This is a genomic window from Nonomuraea sp. NPDC050227, from assembly GCF_044459705.1.
Taxonomy (GTDB): domain Bacteria; phylum Actinomycetota; class Actinomycetes; order Streptosporangiales; family Streptosporangiaceae; genus Nonomuraea.
In genome coordinates this window covers 962,559-979,437 of record NZ_JBITJF010000002.1, presented here as the reverse complement: position 1 = coordinate 979,437, position 16,879 = coordinate 962,559, and the positions used below count along the sequence as shown (strand labels likewise).

Genomic DNA, 16,879 nt, shown 5'->3' with positions numbered 1-16,879 from the left:
ACCTGACGATCATGTGATACTCCGCGCATGAAGCGCGCGGTCTTAGCGGGTCTGCTGATACTTCTCCTCCCCGCCGTCGTTCTCTCCCGCCCGGCTCAGGCAACAAGCCTCTTCGGGCCGAACGAACGGATCGTCAGCGCCTACCAGGCGGGCGAACTGTCGGTCGACGACATGATCAGGTACGGCGTGGCGTCGGTGACCGCCCCCGAGACGGTGCCCGCGCGGCTGCGCCCGACCGGCCCGCTCTCGACGAATGCCGAGACCTATCTCACCTACCTGTCAGCGATGTCGGCGAAAGCCTCCGGCGCCGCCAAGCAGGTGCTTTCACCCCCGGGACTGCGAAGTACCGGGAATTCCTTCTTCGACTGCGCGCACGACGAGCCGTACCGATTCCTGAGAAAGGACTACCACTGCTGGGCCAACGTCGATAACTTCGTCATCTTCTACAACCTCGACACCGGTGGCGGCGGCGTGCCTCCCACGCCTGCCGAGCCGAGCGGACGCCCGACCGCGATCCAGAACGCGGTCGACGCCGTCTCCATCGCGGCCAGGACATATCGCTCGATGGGATTCGAGATCTCCGACAATCCGGCGGTGCCGCACGCCATCTTCTTCGGCACCGACCAGTTCTGCGACCCCGTGCTCGACAACCTCTGCTCCCCCAAGTTGAGGAATCCGTTCGTCCTGCCGATCGGCTACAACTTCCTGCCGACGATCTTGATGCCGTCGAATCCGGTGTACTACGACTATCTGCCGCGCCACGAGCTCTTCCACGTGTTCCAGTACTCCTACTGGAAGGCAGGAAAGGTGGCTCAGGACTTCTTCCGCCAGTTCATCGACACGGACGCCTTCGGGTCGATGAACTGGTGGATGGAGGCGACCGCGGAATGGGCGGCCCATCAGACCTACCTCCGCGCCCCCTCGCACGTCCCCCATCCCTCCCAGCGCGACATGTACGCCGATCACGTGGATGACTTCCTGGCCAAACCCATGCTGGCGTTGAACGGCTGGGACGGCCTGGGCGGGCCACGCCAGTACGGCGCCTTTCTGCTGCCCCTCTACCTGACGGAACAGGTCGGCCCTGACTTCGTGCGGAGCACCTGGGAGCAGATCCGCAGCGCGGGCTCCGCCCCCATCACCGCCATCCAGGCCTCGCTCGGCGGGCGCGACTTGCGAGTGCTTCTGCACGGCTTCGCCATCGCCAACTACCGCCTGGCCGCCCCGCAGTACGGCGCGGCGGAGAACGGCTATCGCGACCCCGACGTCGCCCTGTGGCGAAGCGAACTCGAGCAGGAGCAGGCCACGGAGGGCGACTCGCTCGGCGGCGCCCGCCCGATGAGGAGCTCGAACGCCGCGTTCGTCGGCTACAACGAGGTGGCTGGCGGCGCGCTGCTGCCGGGCGGCAGCTCCTACACCGACTTCACGGCCCAGCAGGGGGCGGCGCCGGCCACGCTCACGATCAAGGGCTTCAACGTGGCGCCCGGCCAGCCGGTGCCGCGCGTCGCGTGGAGCGTCCTGGTATGGGCACAGGCGGGAGAGGGTTCCGACACGTTGTCGGCGTACCCGACGGCGGAGTACGTGCGCTCACCCGATTCCACCGGGACGGTGGAGATCGAGAACTTCCGCTATCCGATGGTGGCGACGCTGGTCAAGACCCGCCTCGACCTTCGCACCTCCTCCGCGGCCGCGAGCAACGACTGGACCAACCCTTTCTGGAGCGTTGGCAACTACGTCCCGTTCCAGCGCCGCTCCTGTGCCCTACGACCGCCCGTGCTCGGGCCTCCCCAGCTGGACGCCTACCCGGTCGGCACGTTCAACGCCTACGCCGCCTCCACCCCGGACGGCTGGACCGGCGGCGACTCCACCTTCTCCATGCCCCTGCCAGGAGGCCGCACGCTCTGGCTGTTCTCCGACACCTTCCTGGGGCCGCTCAACGCCAACGGCACCAGACCAACGACCGCCAGGATCATCAACAACTCGTTCGTCCTGCAGGACGGGGACAAGCTCACCACCGTGCACGGCGGCACGGCCTCGGATCCCCGGGCGCTCCTGCCGCCGCCGGACGGCACGCACTGGTACTGGAGCGGCGACGGCTTCGTCACCGGCGACCGGCTGCAGGTGATGTTCAACAAGTACCGCCTCGAGGGCACCGGCCCGATGCCGTTCGCCTTCGACCAGAACGTGGTCGCTACGTTCTCGCTGAGCGATCTGACCAAGCCGAAGAGCGTCACCCCGCTGCCCTCGCGCGCCGGCGTGGCCTGGGGGTCGGCGATCCTGCCCGCGAGCCGCAGCGGCGACGGCTACACCTACGTCTACGGCGTGTCGGACGCGCCGATCAACAAGAAGATGAAGGTGGCCCGGGTGCGGGGCGACGACCTGCGCGTCGGCCGGTGGCAGTTCTACACCCCGTGGGGCTGGAGCGAGGTCGAGGAGCACGCCGCGGAAACGCTGAGCGGCATCGCGAACGAGTACAGCGTCACCCCGTGGCGGGGCCAGTTCCTCATGGTCAGCCAGGACAGCACGGAGGCGTTCAACGGTCTGATCAACGCCTTCACCTCGTGCGACCCGTTCGACGGCTTCACCAACAGGACTCCCGTCTACCGGATGCCCGAGCCCGGCCCGTTCGGCAGCTACCTCGACGGCGACGTCATCTCCTACAACCCGCACGTGCACTTCGAGCAGAGCACCGACGCCTCGCTGCTGATCTCCTACAACGTCAACAGCATGGACAACAGGGCCCAGCCGGACGCCGACCACTATCGCGACCCGAGCATCTACCGGCCACGCTTCATCCGGGTGGCGATCAGCTAGCCGTACTCGATCGTCGGGCGTCGCGCCGCTTCGCCGTACAGGCGGCGATCGCCAGCAGGACGAGTGCGAAAGCCAGGTAATAGGCCAGAGCCCACCACGGAGGCAGCGAAGAGGTCGAGGGCGTGAGGGCGGGCGGGGCCGGCTGGCCTGTGCCGGGATCGGGGGCGCCGATGAGGAACTGTTTGGCGACGTTGAAGGGCAACCACCGGTAGATCCCGGCCCCCACGCCGGGGACCGCCTGCACGAGCGACTCGGCGATCATGGCGTACCCCAGCAGCAGCGTCAGGACGGCGGCGGCGTGCCTGACCATCGCCCCGACCGCGACCGCGATGACGCCGGCGAACGCGTAGTAGCCGGCGACGCCCACCACAGGGGTGTCATCAGTGGCGCAGCCACCCCGACCTGGTGTGGATGATCACCTCGCTGGACACCGGGTTCACCAAATCCCGGTCGAACCGGGCCCGCGCCGGTACGGGTGATCGCGGACATGGGCGCGCCGGCCTTGGCGGCGGAGGTGGCGCCGCCGGCGCGCAGGCCGTGGGCGGTGTAGGCCTCGGCGTGGTCGAGATCGGCGGCTGTGGCGGCCCGTTTGACGATCAGGTTGATCGACTGTGGGGTCAGCCGTTCACGGCGGCCGCGACCGGCGGCGGGATGGGCGCGGGCGGCGATGCGGCCGTGCCGGTCGATCGGGCGGAACAGCGGCCCGGTGGTCACGTCGGCGCTGGTCAGGTCGGTGAGCCATGCGCGGGTCACCCTGATGGGGCAGGTCTGCGGGTGCTGGCCGTAGGGGATGGCGACGATCTCGCCGTGGGCGTTCTGATCGGTCTTGCTGAACGGGACGTACACCTCCAGGCCGTCGGTGGTGAAGGTGAGGTCGTCGACGTCGATGTCGGTGATCTCCGAGCGGCGGCCCATCAGGGCGAAGCCGAGCACCAGGACAGCGTGGTCGCGGCGTCCTGCGGGGGTGCCGGCGGGCAGGGCGTCGACCATCGCGCGCAGCCGGTCGACGGTGATCGGCGGGGACTTGCGGGGTCGGTGGCCCTGCTGGGCGCGCTCGCGGCGGTAGGCGCGCAGGGCCAGCCGGGCCGCGGTGGTGGCGGGTTTGGCGAGCTGCGCGTGGTCGTGGGCGGCCAGTACGCAGGCCAGCGCGCGGTCGATGGTGGAGGGGGCGTAGTGCTGGGCGGCCAGGTGGGCGACGTAGTTGGCCAGGGTCGCGGGGGTGGCGGGCAGCAGGGTGCGGCCGGTGGAGGCGCACCAGGTGGCGTAGGCGCCGAAGTCGCGGGCGTAGGCCAGGCGGGTGTTGGCGGCCAGGCCCTCGTCGACCAGCCGGGCCTTGCGGCCCTCCAGGAGGTGCTCATCCGGGGCGGGGCGGCGCAAGGACGCGCTCCGGCAGCCGTTCGGGAGCGCCCATATGGTTTTCCGTGATCAACTTCCTGGTTAGCGATAAGAGCTTATCGCTAACCAGGACGGAAGGCGGTCGATCTCCGGAGAGGAGGGAGGCCGGGCGGCGTCGGATGCGGGATCGCGCCACTGACGCCAGGTGGGAATCCCGCTGACAGCAGGCGAGAAACCCCAGGGTCAGTGTTCCTTCTCAATGAAGTTGGCGTGCGGTGGGGCTCTGACCTGCGGTGCGCCAAGTTGGATGAGACGACCGCAGCCGCCGCGTCTCACTCAAGTTGGCGCAAGCGACCGTTTCTCTCATCCGACTTGGCACACGATCACGGAACGGAAGAATTTGCCTCTGATGCAGGTCGTGGCCGGGAGGATGCCGGTTCCGCCCTGATGAGTGCGCTATGTCGCCGGGGCTGATCATCGCCATGCGTCACTTCTCCTGAGACTGCGCCAGATCTAGTGAGACGGGACAGTCAGAAAGATGAGAGCTCTCACTTTGAGAGTTCTCATTGTTCTGTCAGTACTGATTCTCATGTTGTCAGTACGGCACAGCTGGAGCTTCACGGGAATCGATTCTGGCATCGGGATGGAGAAGCGGACGACCTGGAGTTTTACCACCCGGGATGTGACCTGCGCACGCATCGACCAGATGGTGCCAACCGCGCTGGAGCGCGGCGGCATCGCCCTGCCGCAGCGGGTGAGAACCATACTCACTCCAACGGCGAACGCGGCCGATCCGGTGTCACCGGCGGCTCTCCCTTCGCCGCTGGTCTCCGGATGTGCATCGCCGCCTGCCTGACCTCCAGGCCCAGCCCCTCCGAGCGGTCGGGGTGCGGCTTCGAGCCGGTCACTGTGTCAGCGTCTGGGCGAGCGGATCGGCGTGTCGCGAAGCTCCTTGCGGGAGGCGACGCCCAGTTTGGCGAAAACCTTGCGCAGGTGCCACTCGACGGTGCGGGCGCTGAGGTAGAGCTCGGCGCCGATCTCCGCGTTCGTACGGCCGTCGCGTGCCAGGCGGGCGATGTGCTCCTCCTGCGGTGTCAGGTCGTCCACGGTGTCGGCGGTGCGTTTGCGGACCTTCTCGCCGGTCGCGAGGAGTTCGTGGCGTGCGCGTTCGGCGAAGCCGTCGGCGCGCATGTCGACGAACGCCTCGAACGCCGGCTTGAGGTGGTGGCGGGCGTCGGCGCGGCGGCGTTCTCGGCGCAGCCACTCGCCGTACAGCAGCCTGGTCCTGGCCAGCTCGAAGGACAGCCGGGTACGGCTGAGCCGTTCGACGGCCTCGGCGTAGAACCGGTCGGCCTCCTCACCTTGAGTGACGAGGGCTCGTGAACGGGCTTCCAGGCCGCGAGCCCACTCCTGATCGGCGTAGGCGGTAGAGGTCACAAGGCGGGCTAGCGCGGTTTCCGCGAGCGTGGTCTCGCCGCTGCGCGCAGCCGCTTCGACCAGGTCGGGAAGAGCCTGCGCGGTGAAGGGGCCGAGGTTGCCTGCAGCGGCTCGTGCTGCGGCGGCCGTCGCCTCGGCGTAGTGACCGAGGCCCAGATGCAGCAGGGCGGTGGCCCGGTCGGTGAAGTAGAGCCCGAGCCCCTCTCCGCGCTCGGTCGCCTCACTGGCCGCCTCCTCGATGAGCGCCAGCGCCTCGGCGTCGTGTCCCTGGTAGGCGAGCAGGAACAACTCGCCGTAGGACACCCTGCGCGTGCCGGTGACCTCTTTGACGGTCGACTCCTCCGATCCCAGCTCCCGTGCGTGTTGCACATCACCGCGCCACAGCGCGATGACCCGGCGCACGTTGAGCGCGTTGGCGAGCGGCGCGAGCGCGCCGTCGGCGCGGGCGAGTTCGATGTGCCGGGCGTTGGCCGCCTCCCAGCGGTCGTAGTCCCACAGCGACAAGGCAGCGTTGGCGACCAGCACGCCGCAGTGCAGCCACAGCGTGGCCGGCACGTCGTGGTCGAGGAAGCCCGTGACGGCTTCGCGCAGCAGCGGGCGGCTCGCCGAAGGCCCGTCGGTGATGTGGGAGGCGAGGCCGTCCAGCAGGTGATCGGCGGCGCTCGCGGCCTCGGGCGGCGGTGGCGCCTGGCGGGCGGCGGCGCAGACGGAGGCCAGGTCGCTGCCGAGGTGGGCGAGCCCGCCCGCGACGAGGGCCGCGCTCCAGGCGTCGAGGTAGGTGTGCCGGGCGAGCCTGGCGTCCAGGGGTTCGAGCCGCCGGGCGGCCCGCAGCAGGGCGGCGGGTGCTTCCCTGCCGGAGTGGGCAGCTCGGTCGGTGCGGCCGCGGATCAGGTCGATCCTGGCGCTTTGCAGGTCGTCGGCGGGCAGGCCCTCGGCTCGCGCGAGCAGGCCGAGCGCGGACGCGAAAGCGCCGGCGTCGAGGCTGGCCTGAGCTGCGGCCAGCGTGCGCTCGACCTGGAGCCAGGGGTCGGTGGTGAGCTCTGCCGCGCTGCGCAGCAGGGTCGCGGCGGCGGCCATCCCGCCGCGGGTGCGAGCGCCCTGCGCGGCCTCGGCGAGGTCGGCGGCGAGCACGTCGTCGGGAGCTTCGGCCGCCGCTGCCAGGTGCCATAAGCGCCGCTGCCGGTCGCTCTCGCCGTCCAAGGCGCCGGCGAGCGCGTGGTGGGCGGCCCGCCGTTCCTCAGCGCCGCCCGCGGCGTAGGCGGCCGCGCGGATCAGCGGGTGCCGGAACAGGACGCCGCTTCCGATCTCGACGAGCTGAGCCTCCTCCGCCGCGCCCGCCGCGTGTGGACCGAGGCCGAGCTCGTGGGCGGCGCGCCAGAGCAGGGCGGCATCGCCGGTGGGGTCGGCGGCTGCGAGGAGCAGCAAGAGGCGGGCCGGTTCCGGCAGGGTACGGATGCGTCGCTTGTAGCGGTCCTGCAGTGCGTCGGCGCCGGTCGCCGGGAGGGCGAAGCCGCCGAGGAGTTCCGCCCGGCCGCTGCGTGACAGCTCCAGCAGGGCCAGCGGGTTGCCGCGGGTTTCGGCCACGATGCGGTCGAGCACGCGGCTGTCGAGCCGCCCCGGGGTCGCCGCGGTCAGCAGCTCACGGGCGTCGGCGTCGGCGAGGCCGGCCACGGCCAGGGACGGAAGCCCGGCCAGCAGCGTGTCTGGGTTCTGCTCTCTGACGGCGAAGACCAGCAGCACCCCTTCGCCGAGCAGCCGTCGGGCGACGAATCCGAGCACCTGCCTGGATGCGGCGTCGAGCCACTGGGCGTCGTCGACGAGGCATACGAGCGGCTGCTCGGCAGCCGACTCGGCGAGCAGGCCCAATACCGCCAGCCCGAGGACGAGCCGGTCGGGCGTCGCACCCGCCGCGTGTCCGAAGGTCACTTCGAGCGCCTGCCGCTGCGGTGCCGGCAGGGTGGAGGATGCGGCGAGCATGGGTGCGCAGAGCTGGTGGAGTGCGGCGAACGGCAGCTCAAGCTCGGACTCCACGCCGGTGAGCCGGATGATCCTGCAGTGAGCGGCCTGGTTCTCAAGGTAGTGCAGCAGCGTGGTCTTGCCCGTGCCTGCCTCGCCGCGCAGGACCAGCGCGGCGCTCTGCCCCTCTCTGACCCGGCGCAGCGCCTGGTCCAGCCGTTCGCGTTCGGTTCGGCGTCCGCGGAGGACCAGCGCTGCTGCCACGCCCCGAGTCTAGGGATCAACCGCCCGGCCGGCACGATCCTGTCCTCATTCGGGCAGCGGGTCACCGTGGTGCTCGACCCGTCCGGGGAGGCGGGTGGTGACCTCCTGGATCAGGTAGGCGTTGCCGTCCAGATCGCGGAAGGTCGCGAAGGAGCCATAGCTGGCGTGCTCGGGCGCCGGCCCGTCGGCCCGGCCGCCGGGGATCTGGCCGAACTGCGCGCCGGGGGCGTCCGGGTGGAAGATCTCGCTGACGTCGGCGCCGAGGGACACGAGCCGCTCGCGGGCAGCGGCGATGTCGGAGACGACCAGGTAGACGCCTTCGGCGGTGCCGGGCTTCTGGCCGGTGATCCGGGTGCCGAACTGGACGGAGGCCGGTGACCCCGGCGGGGTGACCTGGACGACGCGGAAGCCGTTGGCGAAGGCGAAGTCGGCGTCCAGGCGCCAGCCCAGGCGTTGGTAGAACTGCTTGGAGCGGTCGACGTCGGACACGGGGATCACGACGGCTTCGACCTTGAGGTCCGTCTGCTTCATGGTGCTCACCTTCCGGTTCGGACGGGCTGGTGGCGCTCCCACCAGTCCAGGACGAGGGAGGCGTAGGCCCTCGGGGCTTCCTCCCAGGCGAAGTGCCCGGCGTCGACGACGTCGAGCGTGCTGTCGGGCAGCCGGGCGGCGAGGAACTCGCCGTGGGCGCGGGGGACGACCAGATCGCGCTCCGGGGCGATGATCCGGACCGGTGTCCGAATCGCCGGGAGCAGCGGTTCCAGGGCGTCGAGCTCGGCCGGGTAGGTGCGGACGTAGCGCATCGATTCGGCGAAACGGCGCCCTGCGTAGGAGGCGGCGTAGTCCTCGCGAACGTGGTCGGCGAGCGGCGTGGCCGGGTGGATGTTGTCCAAGGTCATCCGGGTGATCTGGTCCGCGTTCAGCTCGTACCAGGCCAGGTCGGGGTCGCGGACCCAGGTCGCGAGCGGCTCACCGAGGTCCAGACGGGCCGAGGCCGCGCCGCCGCCGATGACGAGGCTGTGGAAGCGCTCGGGCCGGCCGGCCGCCGCGAACAGCGAGGCGCTGGTGCCCACGTCCGGCCCGACGACGTGCGTCCGGTCGAGCCCGAGCGCGTCCATGAGCCGAAGCACGAACGCGCCGGCGGCGCGCGGGGTGAGCACGTCCGGGCGTCCTTGCGATCTGCCGAACCCGGGCAGGTCGACGGCGACGACGTGCGCGGCGGCGGCCAGTTCGGTCCACATCGGCTCGAACGCGTACAAGCTCTCGGGCCACGGGCTGAGGAGCAGCGCGTGCTGTGCGCGCGGTTCGGTCTCGGCGTAGCGGACGGTGAGCCCGTCCACGGTGATGGTCTTGGTGGTGATCGGGGAGGTGGTCATGTCGCCCTCCTTCGGGAACGCCCCCAGCTTCGTGCGGGCGGCGCTCCGTCGCACCAGGGATGACCCCTGGCCTGCGCCCAGGGGCGAACACGGGTGCGACACGACGAGAGGTGCTGCATGGTCATAGGACACGACGGACCCACCGGAAAGGGACGAGACCATGGAATGCGATGTCGTAGTGATCGGCTTGGGCCCCGGCGGCGAGCACGTGGCCGGGAGCCTGGCCAAGGCCGGGTTGTCGGTCGCCGGCGTGGACGAGCGCCTAGTGGGTGGCGAATGCCCGTACTTCGGGTGCATTCCGAGCAAGATGATGATCGCCGCGGCCGACAGGCTCCGCACGGCCCAGCACGCCAAGACGGCGAGCGTCCACCCGGACTGGAAACCGGTCGCCGACCGCATTCGCGAGGAGGCCACCGACGACTGGAACGACCAGGTCGCCGTCGACCGGCTGGTCGCCGCAGGGGCCGTCTTCGCCCGTGGCCGAGGCCGCATCACCGGGCCCCGTACGGTCACCGTCACTGCTGCTGACGGGTCGACGACGACCTACACGGCCCGGCGCGGCATCGTGCTCAACACCGGGACGTCACCCGCCGCGCCGCCGATCCCCGGCCTGGCCGCCACGCCGTACTGGACCAATCGGGATGTCGTCCGGCTCACCGAACTGCCCGCCTCCCTGGCGGTGCTCGGCGGCGGCGCGATCGGGAGTGAGCTCGCACAGGCGCTCGCCGCCTTCGGCGTCGAGGTGACGGTGATCGAGGTCGCCGACCGGCTGCTCGCCATAGAGGAACCGGAGGCCTCAGCGGCGGTGGAGAAGGCGTTCGCCGCCGACGGCATCATCGTGCGTACGGCGGCGCGCGCCGAACGAGTCGAGCACGACAGCGACCGCTTCAGCATCCACCTCGGCGACGACGTGGTCACCGCGGAACGCCTGCTGGTCGCCGCAGGCCGGCGCAACAACCTGAGCGATCTCGGCCTGGAGCACGTCGGGCTGGACCCGCAGGCCCGCGTCCTGGACCCCGACGAGCGGATGCGGGTCGCCGACGGCGTCTGGGCCATCGGCGACATCACCGGCAAGGGCGCCTTCACGCACATGTCCATGTACCAGGCCGACCTCGTCATCCGCGACCTGACCGGCGCCGACGGCCCGTGGGCCGACTACCGGGCCGTCGGCCGGGTCACCTTCACCGCGCCCGAGGTCGGCTCCGTCGGCCTCACCGAAGCGGCGGCCCGCGAACACGGCGTCAACGTCAGGACGGCCACCAGCGACCTGGGGACGCGCGGCTGGATCGCCGGGGAGGCTGGCCCGATCAAGCTCGTGGCCGACGCGGAGCGGGGTGTGCTGATCGGTGGGACCGTCGTCGGCAGCATGGGCGGCGAAGTGCTGTCCGCCCTCGTCACCGCGATCCACGCGCGGATCCCGATCGCGACGCTGGCGGAGATGCACTTCGCCTATCCGACCTTCCACCGCGCCCTCCAGCCGGTGCTGCGCGCCCTGCGGTGAGAGCTGGCTGATCATCGGGAGGTGAAGGCGGCAGTCTGGAACACCGTGGAGTTGGCGTGCCTGTCCACGGAGCGGTCGTAGACGGCCAGGGCATGGTCCAGGGACTGTCACGGGGGGCGAGAGGCGACGTCCGGGTGCGAACGTGAATACGTCATCGAGGGCATCCGGACGTCGCGGGATCTCCGGGGTGCCCGCCTCCGCGGCCGCGAGCACGGCATGCAACTTCCCCCACAGCTTCGGAGCCCAGGCCCAGGTGGACGACAACCCGGGCAACGGAGCTCCGAGGTGGATCTGGGTGAACGCGGCAGGGGTCAGGGCGTACGGTTTCGACGCCGCCTATCTCGATGCTTCTAGCCGCGACGCTACTCCAGGTGGCTGCTTCCTTCGGTTCTCGATCGCGCCTGTCGGCCGCCGCCACACGCTTCTGTGCGGCACCATGGGGGGGGGGGGGGGGACGGCTGGCCGCCGGGCTTACACGTTCAGCCCGGCCTCGCCATGGGCGTCGGCCGGCACGTCCTGCAGCATGAGCATGTTGACGAACGCCGACGGAGCCTGCGCGCGCCGTGGCCGACTCGTCGGCGAGGCGATCTGCCCATCTGCAAGCCTCAAGGACTACTGCCCCATCCAGCGTCTGGCTCGATAGAGCGAAAGGCCATGAATGGGGGATGATGTCAGGAGGCGCGCGCCGAACGGGCCGCTGCTGTCTGATCTGATTCCGAGGAGTCGTCATGCAGGTCGCGGTGGTCACCTTCGACGGGTTCAACGAACTGGACAGCTTCATCGCCTCGGCACTGATCAACCGGTGCCGGGCCGACGGGCTGGAAGCCTTCATCACCACGCCGACGCCCGTCGTCACCTCGATGAACGGTGTTCCGGTGACCGGGCAGCGGCCGATCGAGTTCGTGGCCGAGGCCGAGGCGGTGCTCATCGGGAGCGGGGTGAAGACCCGCGACGTGGTGGCCGATGATCGGCTGCTGTCCATGCTGCCTCTCGACCCAGGCCGACAGCTCATCGGATCGCAGTGTTCCGGAGCGCTGGTGCTGGCCCGCCTGGGGTTGCTGGGCGACATGCCGGTCTGCACCGACCGGACGAGCCGGCCGTTCGTCGAGGCGGAGAATGTCAGGGTCCTGGATGCGCCCTTCCACGCCCGGGGAAACATAGCGACGGCGGGTGGGTGCCTGGCCTCGCAGTACCTTGCCACGTGGGTGATCACCCGCACACTCGGCGAGGCGGCGGCCCAAGCCGTACTCGACTATGTCGCGCCAGTTGGAGAGAACGACGAGACGGTCGAGCGTGCTCTCGGGGTCGTCCACCGAGGGAGCGCTCTCATCTTGCGTTGATCTTCACAGGTCGCCGAGGCGGTCGCCCAGGTTGAGTTCGAGCGGCCCTCGTGTCTGCAGCCCCTGGGCGAAGAGGCTCTTCACCCTGGTTTGGGCGGCTTCTGCCGTGACCAGGTCTCGGAAGCGGATCGCGTCCGCGCGGAAGGCGTCGGCCGCGGGCAGGGTCAGCTCGTTGAGGACCCGCTTGGCCGTACGGACCCCCTCGGCGGGGAACGAGGCGATCCGCCGGGCGAGGCGGGCCACGAAGGCGTCCAGGTCCGCGTCAGGGACCGCCCGGTTGATCCAGCCGTACCGCTCCGCCGTACGGGCGTCGAAGTCCTCGGATCCGAGGATCACCTCCATGGCCCGCCCTCTTCCCAGCAGCCGGGCCAGGTGCTGGATGCCGCCGGCACCGGGAGGGGCGCCGGTGCCGACCTCGATCTGCCCGAGGACGGCGTTCTCCAGGGCGGCGAAGCGCATGTCGCAGGCCAGTGCCAGTTCGCTGCCCGCCCCGCGCGCCCGGCCGCGGATCTTCGCGATGGTCACGACCGGCAGCTCGCTGAGCCGATGCCACAGCATCCCCAGAGAGGAGTCGCCAGGGCCGCCCGCCCTGGCCGCTTCAGCGGTGTAGGCGGCGACCTTGGTCAGGTCGACGTGCGGGACGAAGTAGTCAGGGTCGGCGCTCTCCAGGACCACGACCCGGACGTCCTGGCCTGTTTCCAACTCGCCGACCAGGCCCACCAGGTCGCGGACGAGCTCGGGGCCGATCAGGTTCATCGGCGGCGCGTCCATCACCACGCTCAGCACACCCTGATCGGTGTGCGTAAGGCGCAGAGTCTCATACGTCATGACTACTCATCCTCTCCGGGACAAGGCCTGCCCCTCTGAGCCGTACGGCATGGCAGGGGGCGGGCGGGTGCCCGACCTGGCTCGTTCAGGCAGTCGCCGGTGACCTGCCCTGGCTTCCTCCCCATCGCACCGTCCCACGCATCAGGCGGCGAAACTCATCAGGGCTCAACCGGTTACGCGGTCAGCCTTGTCGTTGATCCAGCCGGGCAGGCTCGGCCACCACTCGTTCGGCCCGACAGAGAACAACTCCCTGGGGTCCGCGTCGAAGTCGTACAGGGTCGCGCCGTATTGCGGCCAGACAGTCCAGATCCGCACTTAAGAGACCTTGTTCTTCACATAGGCGGGCAGGATCACAGTCTGTCCCAGCGTCCACTCGAAACAGTCGCCCTGGTAGTTGTCGTCGGTGAACATCTGTCCCCAGCCCTCCTGCCCGTAATGGGGGCAGTTGCCCTGCGCGCTGGCGCTGGGGGCGGCGACCAGCAGGGCGGCCGCGGTGGTCGCGACGGACAGCGCGACGGTGATGCTCCTGCGAAGGGGACGGGAGGCGGTGGGGGTGGCCTTGGCGGACATCTCTGCTCCTTGCCGTGGTCCCGGGCTCACGGTCCGGGCGCCTGGGCGGTGATGTCTTCACGATCGCGCGCGGCCGCCGGTATTCGCGCCCGTGACACTCCCTGGCCCTCGCCCGGGCCCCTTACTGGGGCCGGGTCGCCGAGCGCGGTCAGACCGTCGCCGGTTCGGCAGCTCGACGTGCTTGCGCCAGGTCCTTGCGTGAGGTGACGTCGAGTTTGGTGAACGCCTTGCTCAGGTGCCACTCGACAGTGCGGTGACTGACGAACAGGCGGGCGGCGATCTCCGGATCGGTGTGCCCGCCGCCGGCCAGTCGCGCGATCTGTGCCTCCTGCGAGGTCAGCCCTACGCTCGGGCCCTGGCTGCGCTTGTGGACGGTTTCCCCGGTCGCCAGTAGCTCCTGTTCCGCGCGTTGGGCGAACGCTGCCGCTCCCATCGCATCCAGGGCGCGTATGGCGGCCTCGATCAGTTCGGGGAGCACCCACACGGTGAAGCCGATCCCGTCCGGTTCGGCGGCTCGGTGCGCGGCTTCGGCGGCCGCACCGTACTCGCCATGGCCCAGATGCAGGGTCGCGGCGGCCCACCCCGCCGCCTCCACGACGAAACCCTCGCCGCGGTCGGTCGCCTCGGCGATGATCTGATCGCGCATGTCGAGGGTTCGTTCCCGGTCTCCTCGCCAGGCGGCGAGCAGGATGGAGAAGTCGGCGATGGCGACGTTGCTCGTCGCCTGGGTGATCGAGTCGGCTTCCCGGATGAGCTGCTGGGCCAGATCGAAGCGGCCCGCGAACAATTGGTGAGCGGCGGAGTAGTTCAGCGCGAACGGCAAGACCGTGAGCAGGCCGCCCTCACGGGCCGCCTCGGCCAGACCGCCCGCCATCGCCGCGCACGCCTCGTCGTCCCACACGTCCATGGCCAGTTGGCAGGCCGGCCGGCACCAGGCGATGTTCTCGCGCCGAAAGCCCTCGCGGCGGAAGGTCGCGAGCGCCCGCCGCACCGACGGCAGCCCCTGGACGTACTCGCGGGTCGCCCGGGTGACAAGCACGTCGAGGAACTGGTCGACCGCCCGGACGGGGTGATCATCGACTGGTGCGAGCGTGCACACCCGTGTGCTCCTGGCCTCCGCCACCAAGCGCCACCAGCATCGTCTTCGCCGTCGAACCCGCCGCGATGGACTGGGCCACAGCCGCCGCGCTGCCCGCTGCGACCTCGACCTGCTGCACGTCACCGACGCCGACACCCAGCTCATCCCCGGCGCGGCGGGCGCGGTCGGCACCGTCGCGGTCCAGCCGGCCGTCGCCCGCGGCGCCACTGTCACCGGCACGACCTCCGCCGCCGACCACGACTACCGGCGTTCGCTCGCGCCGTCCCTGTCTCCCACGGCGACGGGCTCGCCGACCGCCTCCGCCACCTCGCACCTCAGGGCATCGACGTGACATCGCCGACCCCGGACCAAGCCATGCGATGCAGCGAAACCGGCCACACCCGAGGAAAGATCGTCCTGCACTGCCAAGCCGGCCTGAACGCCCCGGCCCCTGCACGGACGACAATCTGCGCGTGGTGGCCATCGAGATCGAACGTGCCGTGGCCGCCTCGCCCGCGCCGAGCCGATAACCCGCGATCCACTGGCGCGCCCTCACCCGGTTCGTCGCCATCGCGGACAGCCACTTTGCGGCTCGTCGCATGTTCCCGACCCCAGGGCCCGCTCGGCGGGTCGGCAGAACGCGCTCGGCATCGTCGACCAGTCCGACCAACGGCCTTGGACCAGTGGACGGGGGTCACCTCACCGGAGAGTTCCTAGGAGGGAAGGGTGAAGCCTTCGGGTGGGGAGCTTTCGACGAAGAGCAGCCCGACGCGGGCCTTGCCGTCTCGGATTTGCCTGGCCCGCCGGTAGTCAGGGGAGTCGTACCACTGCCGGGCACGGTCCATGTCGGGGAACTCGATGATCAGCAGCCGGGAGGCGGTCCAAGTGCCCTCGGCGGGTTCGGGCACGGGGCCCGCGACCAGGTAGCGGCCGCCGTGGTCGAGGATCGACCGCTGGGCAACGGGGGCGTAGGCCCAGCCGGCCTCCTCATCGAGCACATCGACGTTGGCGATGACGTAAGCAGGCATGGAAACTCCGTTTCATTCGGACACGGCGTGTACTTTTGACCCGCCGAAGGGTAACGCATCCCTGTAACCTGTTCAAGGTGGGTATCGATGAGGGCGAACGCGCCAGGGGCATGATGAGCCGCCGTGAGCGGCTGCGGGTGGAGACGAGCCGGGAGATCAGGACCATCGCGCTGCGGCAGATGGCCGAAGGCGGCCCGGGAGCGATCTCGCTGCGGGGCATCGCCCGCGAGATGGGGATGACCGCGCGCGCGATCTACAGCTACTTCCCCACCCGGGACGACCTGATCACGGCACTGATCAGCGAGATCGCCGCCTCGCTCGCGGAGGCGCTGGAGTCCGCCAGCAACGCGGTGCCCGACGCCGACCCCGGTGGCAGGCTGATGGCCTGGGGCCGGGCGCTCAGAGAGTGGGCACTGGCCCATCCGGAGAGCTTCCGGCTCTTCTACGGACACCCCGTCCCGGGCTACCAGCCGCCCGAGGACGGGCCGGTCGACCAGACGGCCCGCCGTGTGTGCCGCGAGCTCACCCGTCTGGTGGCGGCCGCGTGGCCGCATGCCCGGCGCCACCAGCCCGAAGACACCTCCTGGTCCGACCTCCATCCTGACTACGCCGCGAAGATCCAGGAGGATCTCCCCGACGTGCCGCCCGCCGCGGCGGCCCTCGCACTGCGCGTCTGGGGCCGGATGCACGGCCTGGTCGCCCTGGAGATCGACGGCCACATCCACCCCGTAGCCGGCAACCCGGCCGCCCTGCACCGCGCCGAGATGCTCGACCTGGTCAGATCGCTGGGCCTGAGCTGAGCCACGCCTGATCACGCCATGGGAGTGATGGGTCGCTACGCACAGCTACATCGGCCCTGAGGGGACGTTCGGGAAACACCCGCCGGTACGGGCTCGGCGAGCACGGTCGGTGCGGCGACGGCGGCGCCGATCCCCTGACCGGCGCGGGCCGCCAGCAGCATCCCGGCCGAGGTGGCCAGCCCTCCGGCCAGTGAGGCGAGGGTGAAGACGGCCACTCCGCCGACGAGCGCCCGCCGCTGGCCGACGATGTCGCCCACGCGACCGCCGAGCAGCAGCAGACCGCCGAAGGTCAGCATGTAGGCGTTGAGCACCCAGGACAGGCCGGCCGCGGAGAAGCCGAGGTCGTGCTGGATGTCGGGGAGGGCGATGTTCACCACGTTGGTGTCCAGGATGAACATCGTCTGGCAGGTCAGCACGATGGCGAGCATCAGGCCGGGGTGGCGCTGGTGGGCGGCGGCGGCGCCGGCCGGCCCGGGGCCCGTTCTCGCCGCGTGCGTGCTGTGCTCGGTCATGGCACTCCTCGGAATGGTGTCCACAATAAACGAGGAACCTCCT

General features: G+C 70.3%; 18 protein-coding genes. 6 read left to right on the top strand and 12 right to left on the bottom strand.

What is annotated here, in order from left to right:
* Positions 1-27 precede the first annotated feature (27 nt).
* Entirely contained in the window at positions 28-2,811 is a 2,784-nt protein-coding gene (locus ACIBK9_RS11905) for a hypothetical protein (RefSeq protein WP_397157381.1), read from the top strand.
* Here the strand turns inward: ACIBK9_RS11905 and ACIBK9_RS11900 are convergent.
* Positions 2,804-3,181: a hypothetical protein gene (locus ACIBK9_RS11900; RefSeq protein WP_352365461.1), complete on the bottom strand. Its 378-nt coding sequence runs from the start codon at positions 3,179-3,181 to the stop codon at positions 2,804-2,806. The genes ACIBK9_RS11905 and ACIBK9_RS11900 overlap by 8 nt on opposite strands.
* A complete protein-coding gene (locus tag ACIBK9_RS11895; protein ID WP_397157378.1) occupies positions 3,094-4,188 on the bottom strand; it encodes a site-specific integrase in 1,095 nt (364 codons plus the stop codon). The genes ACIBK9_RS11900 and ACIBK9_RS11895 overlap by 88 nt, the downstream gene beginning before the upstream one ends.
* Positions 4,189-4,684: 496 nt before the next feature.
* On the opposite strand from ACIBK9_RS11895, the gene ACIBK9_RS11890 reads away from it, so the two are divergent.
* Positions 4,685-5,002 carry a hypothetical protein gene (locus tag ACIBK9_RS11890; RefSeq protein ID WP_397157376.1) on the top strand — a complete coding sequence of 106 codons (318 nt, stop codon included), beginning with the start codon at positions 4,685-4,687 and terminating at the stop codon, positions 5,000-5,002.
* A gap of 56 nt (positions 5,003-5,058) precedes the next feature.
* Here ACIBK9_RS11890 and ACIBK9_RS11885 read toward each other — a convergent pair whose 3' ends face one another.
* From ACIBK9_RS11885 to ACIBK9_RS11875, 3 genes are read right to left on the bottom strand one after another with little or no spacing between them, the layout of a single operon-like run.
* A complete protein-coding gene (locus ACIBK9_RS11885) occupies positions 5,059-7,803 on the bottom strand; it encodes a BREX system ATP-binding domain-containing protein (RefSeq protein WP_397157374.1) in 2,745 nt (914 codons plus the stop codon).
* A 45-nt stretch (positions 7,804-7,848) separates the two neighbouring features.
* Positions 7,849-8,334 carry a VOC family protein gene (locus ACIBK9_RS11880; protein ID WP_397157372.1) on the bottom strand — a complete coding sequence of 162 codons (486 nt, stop codon included), beginning with the start codon at positions 8,332-8,334 and terminating at the stop codon, positions 7,849-7,851.
* 5 nt (positions 8,335-8,339) lie between these two features.
* Positions 8,340-9,179, bottom strand: a complete 840-nt coding sequence (locus ACIBK9_RS11875) for an alpha/beta fold hydrolase (protein WP_397157370.1) — start codon at positions 9,177-9,179, stop codon at positions 8,340-8,342.
* A gap of 160 nt (positions 9,180-9,339) precedes the next feature.
* On the opposite strand from ACIBK9_RS11875, the gene ACIBK9_RS11870 reads away from it, so the two are divergent.
* Positions 9,340-10,680 (top strand): dihydrolipoyl dehydrogenase family protein, encoded by a 1,341-nt coding sequence (locus ACIBK9_RS11870; protein WP_397157368.1) that lies wholly within the window; start codon positions 9,340-9,342, stop codon positions 10,678-10,680.
* Positions 10,681-11,151: 471 nt separating this feature from the next.
* On the opposite strand, the gene ACIBK9_RS11865 is transcribed toward ACIBK9_RS11870, so the two are convergent.
* Complete coding sequence (locus ACIBK9_RS11865) at positions 11,152-11,289, bottom strand: hypothetical protein (protein ID WP_397157366.1); 138 nt, start codon at positions 11,287-11,289, stop codon at positions 11,152-11,154.
* Between the two features lie 119 nt (positions 11,290-11,408).
* Between ACIBK9_RS11865 and ACIBK9_RS11860 the strand changes: the two genes are divergently transcribed.
* On the top strand, positions 11,409-12,020 hold the full coding sequence (locus ACIBK9_RS11860) for a hypothetical protein (protein WP_397157364.1): 612 nt from the start codon (positions 11,409-11,411) through the stop codon (positions 12,018-12,020).
* A gap of 3 nt (positions 12,021-12,023) precedes the next feature.
* Here the strand turns inward: ACIBK9_RS11860 and ACIBK9_RS11855 are convergent, their stop codons facing one another.
* The 4 genes from ACIBK9_RS11855 to ACIBK9_RS11840 all read right to left on the bottom strand — a co-directional run bounded on the left by ACIBK9_RS11855 (position 12,024) and on the right by ACIBK9_RS11840 (position 14,517).
* Entirely contained in the window at positions 12,024-12,848 is an 825-nt protein-coding gene (locus tag ACIBK9_RS11855; RefSeq protein WP_397157363.1) for an enoyl-CoA hydratase/isomerase family protein, read from the bottom strand.
* 165 nt (positions 12,849-13,013) lie between these two features.
* On the bottom strand, positions 13,014-13,163 hold the full coding sequence (locus tag ACIBK9_RS11850; protein WP_397157361.1) for a hypothetical protein: 150 nt from the start codon (positions 13,161-13,163) through the stop codon (positions 13,014-13,016).
* Positions 13,164-13,418 (bottom strand): hypothetical protein, encoded by a 255-nt coding sequence (locus ACIBK9_RS11845; RefSeq protein WP_397157359.1) that lies wholly within the window; start codon positions 13,416-13,418, stop codon positions 13,164-13,166. It lies immediately after the preceding gene.
* A 148-nt stretch (positions 13,419-13,566) separates the two neighbouring features.
* Complete coding sequence (locus ACIBK9_RS11840) at positions 13,567-14,517, bottom strand: LuxR C-terminal-related transcriptional regulator (RefSeq protein WP_397157357.1); 951 nt, start codon at positions 14,515-14,517, stop codon at positions 13,567-13,569.
* Between ACIBK9_RS11840 and ACIBK9_RS11835 the strand changes: the two genes are divergently transcribed.
* Positions 14,510-14,848, top strand: a complete 339-nt coding sequence (locus ACIBK9_RS11835; RefSeq protein WP_397157355.1) for a hypothetical protein — start codon at positions 14,510-14,512, stop codon at positions 14,846-14,848. The genes ACIBK9_RS11840 and ACIBK9_RS11835 overlap by 8 nt on opposite strands.
* A 361-nt stretch (positions 14,849-15,209) precedes the next feature.
* Here the strand turns inward: ACIBK9_RS11835 and ACIBK9_RS11830 are convergent, their stop codons facing one another.
* Positions 15,210-15,524, bottom strand: a complete 315-nt coding sequence (locus ACIBK9_RS11830) for a DUF1330 domain-containing protein (RefSeq protein WP_397157353.1) — start codon at positions 15,522-15,524, stop codon at positions 15,210-15,212.
* 77 nt (positions 15,525-15,601) lie between these two features.
* Between ACIBK9_RS11830 and ACIBK9_RS11825 the strand changes: the two genes are divergently transcribed.
* Positions 15,602-16,324: a TetR/AcrR family transcriptional regulator gene (locus ACIBK9_RS11825; RefSeq protein WP_397157351.1), complete on the top strand. Its 723-nt coding sequence runs from the start codon at positions 15,602-15,604 to the stop codon at positions 16,322-16,324.
* Positions 16,325-16,359: 35 nt separating this feature from the next.
* Here the strand turns inward: ACIBK9_RS11825 and ACIBK9_RS11820 are convergent, their stop codons facing one another.
* Entirely contained in the window at positions 16,360-16,836 is a 477-nt protein-coding gene (locus ACIBK9_RS11820; RefSeq protein ID WP_397157349.1) for an MFS transporter, read from the bottom strand.
* Between the last annotated feature and the right edge of the window lie 43 nt (positions 16,837-16,879).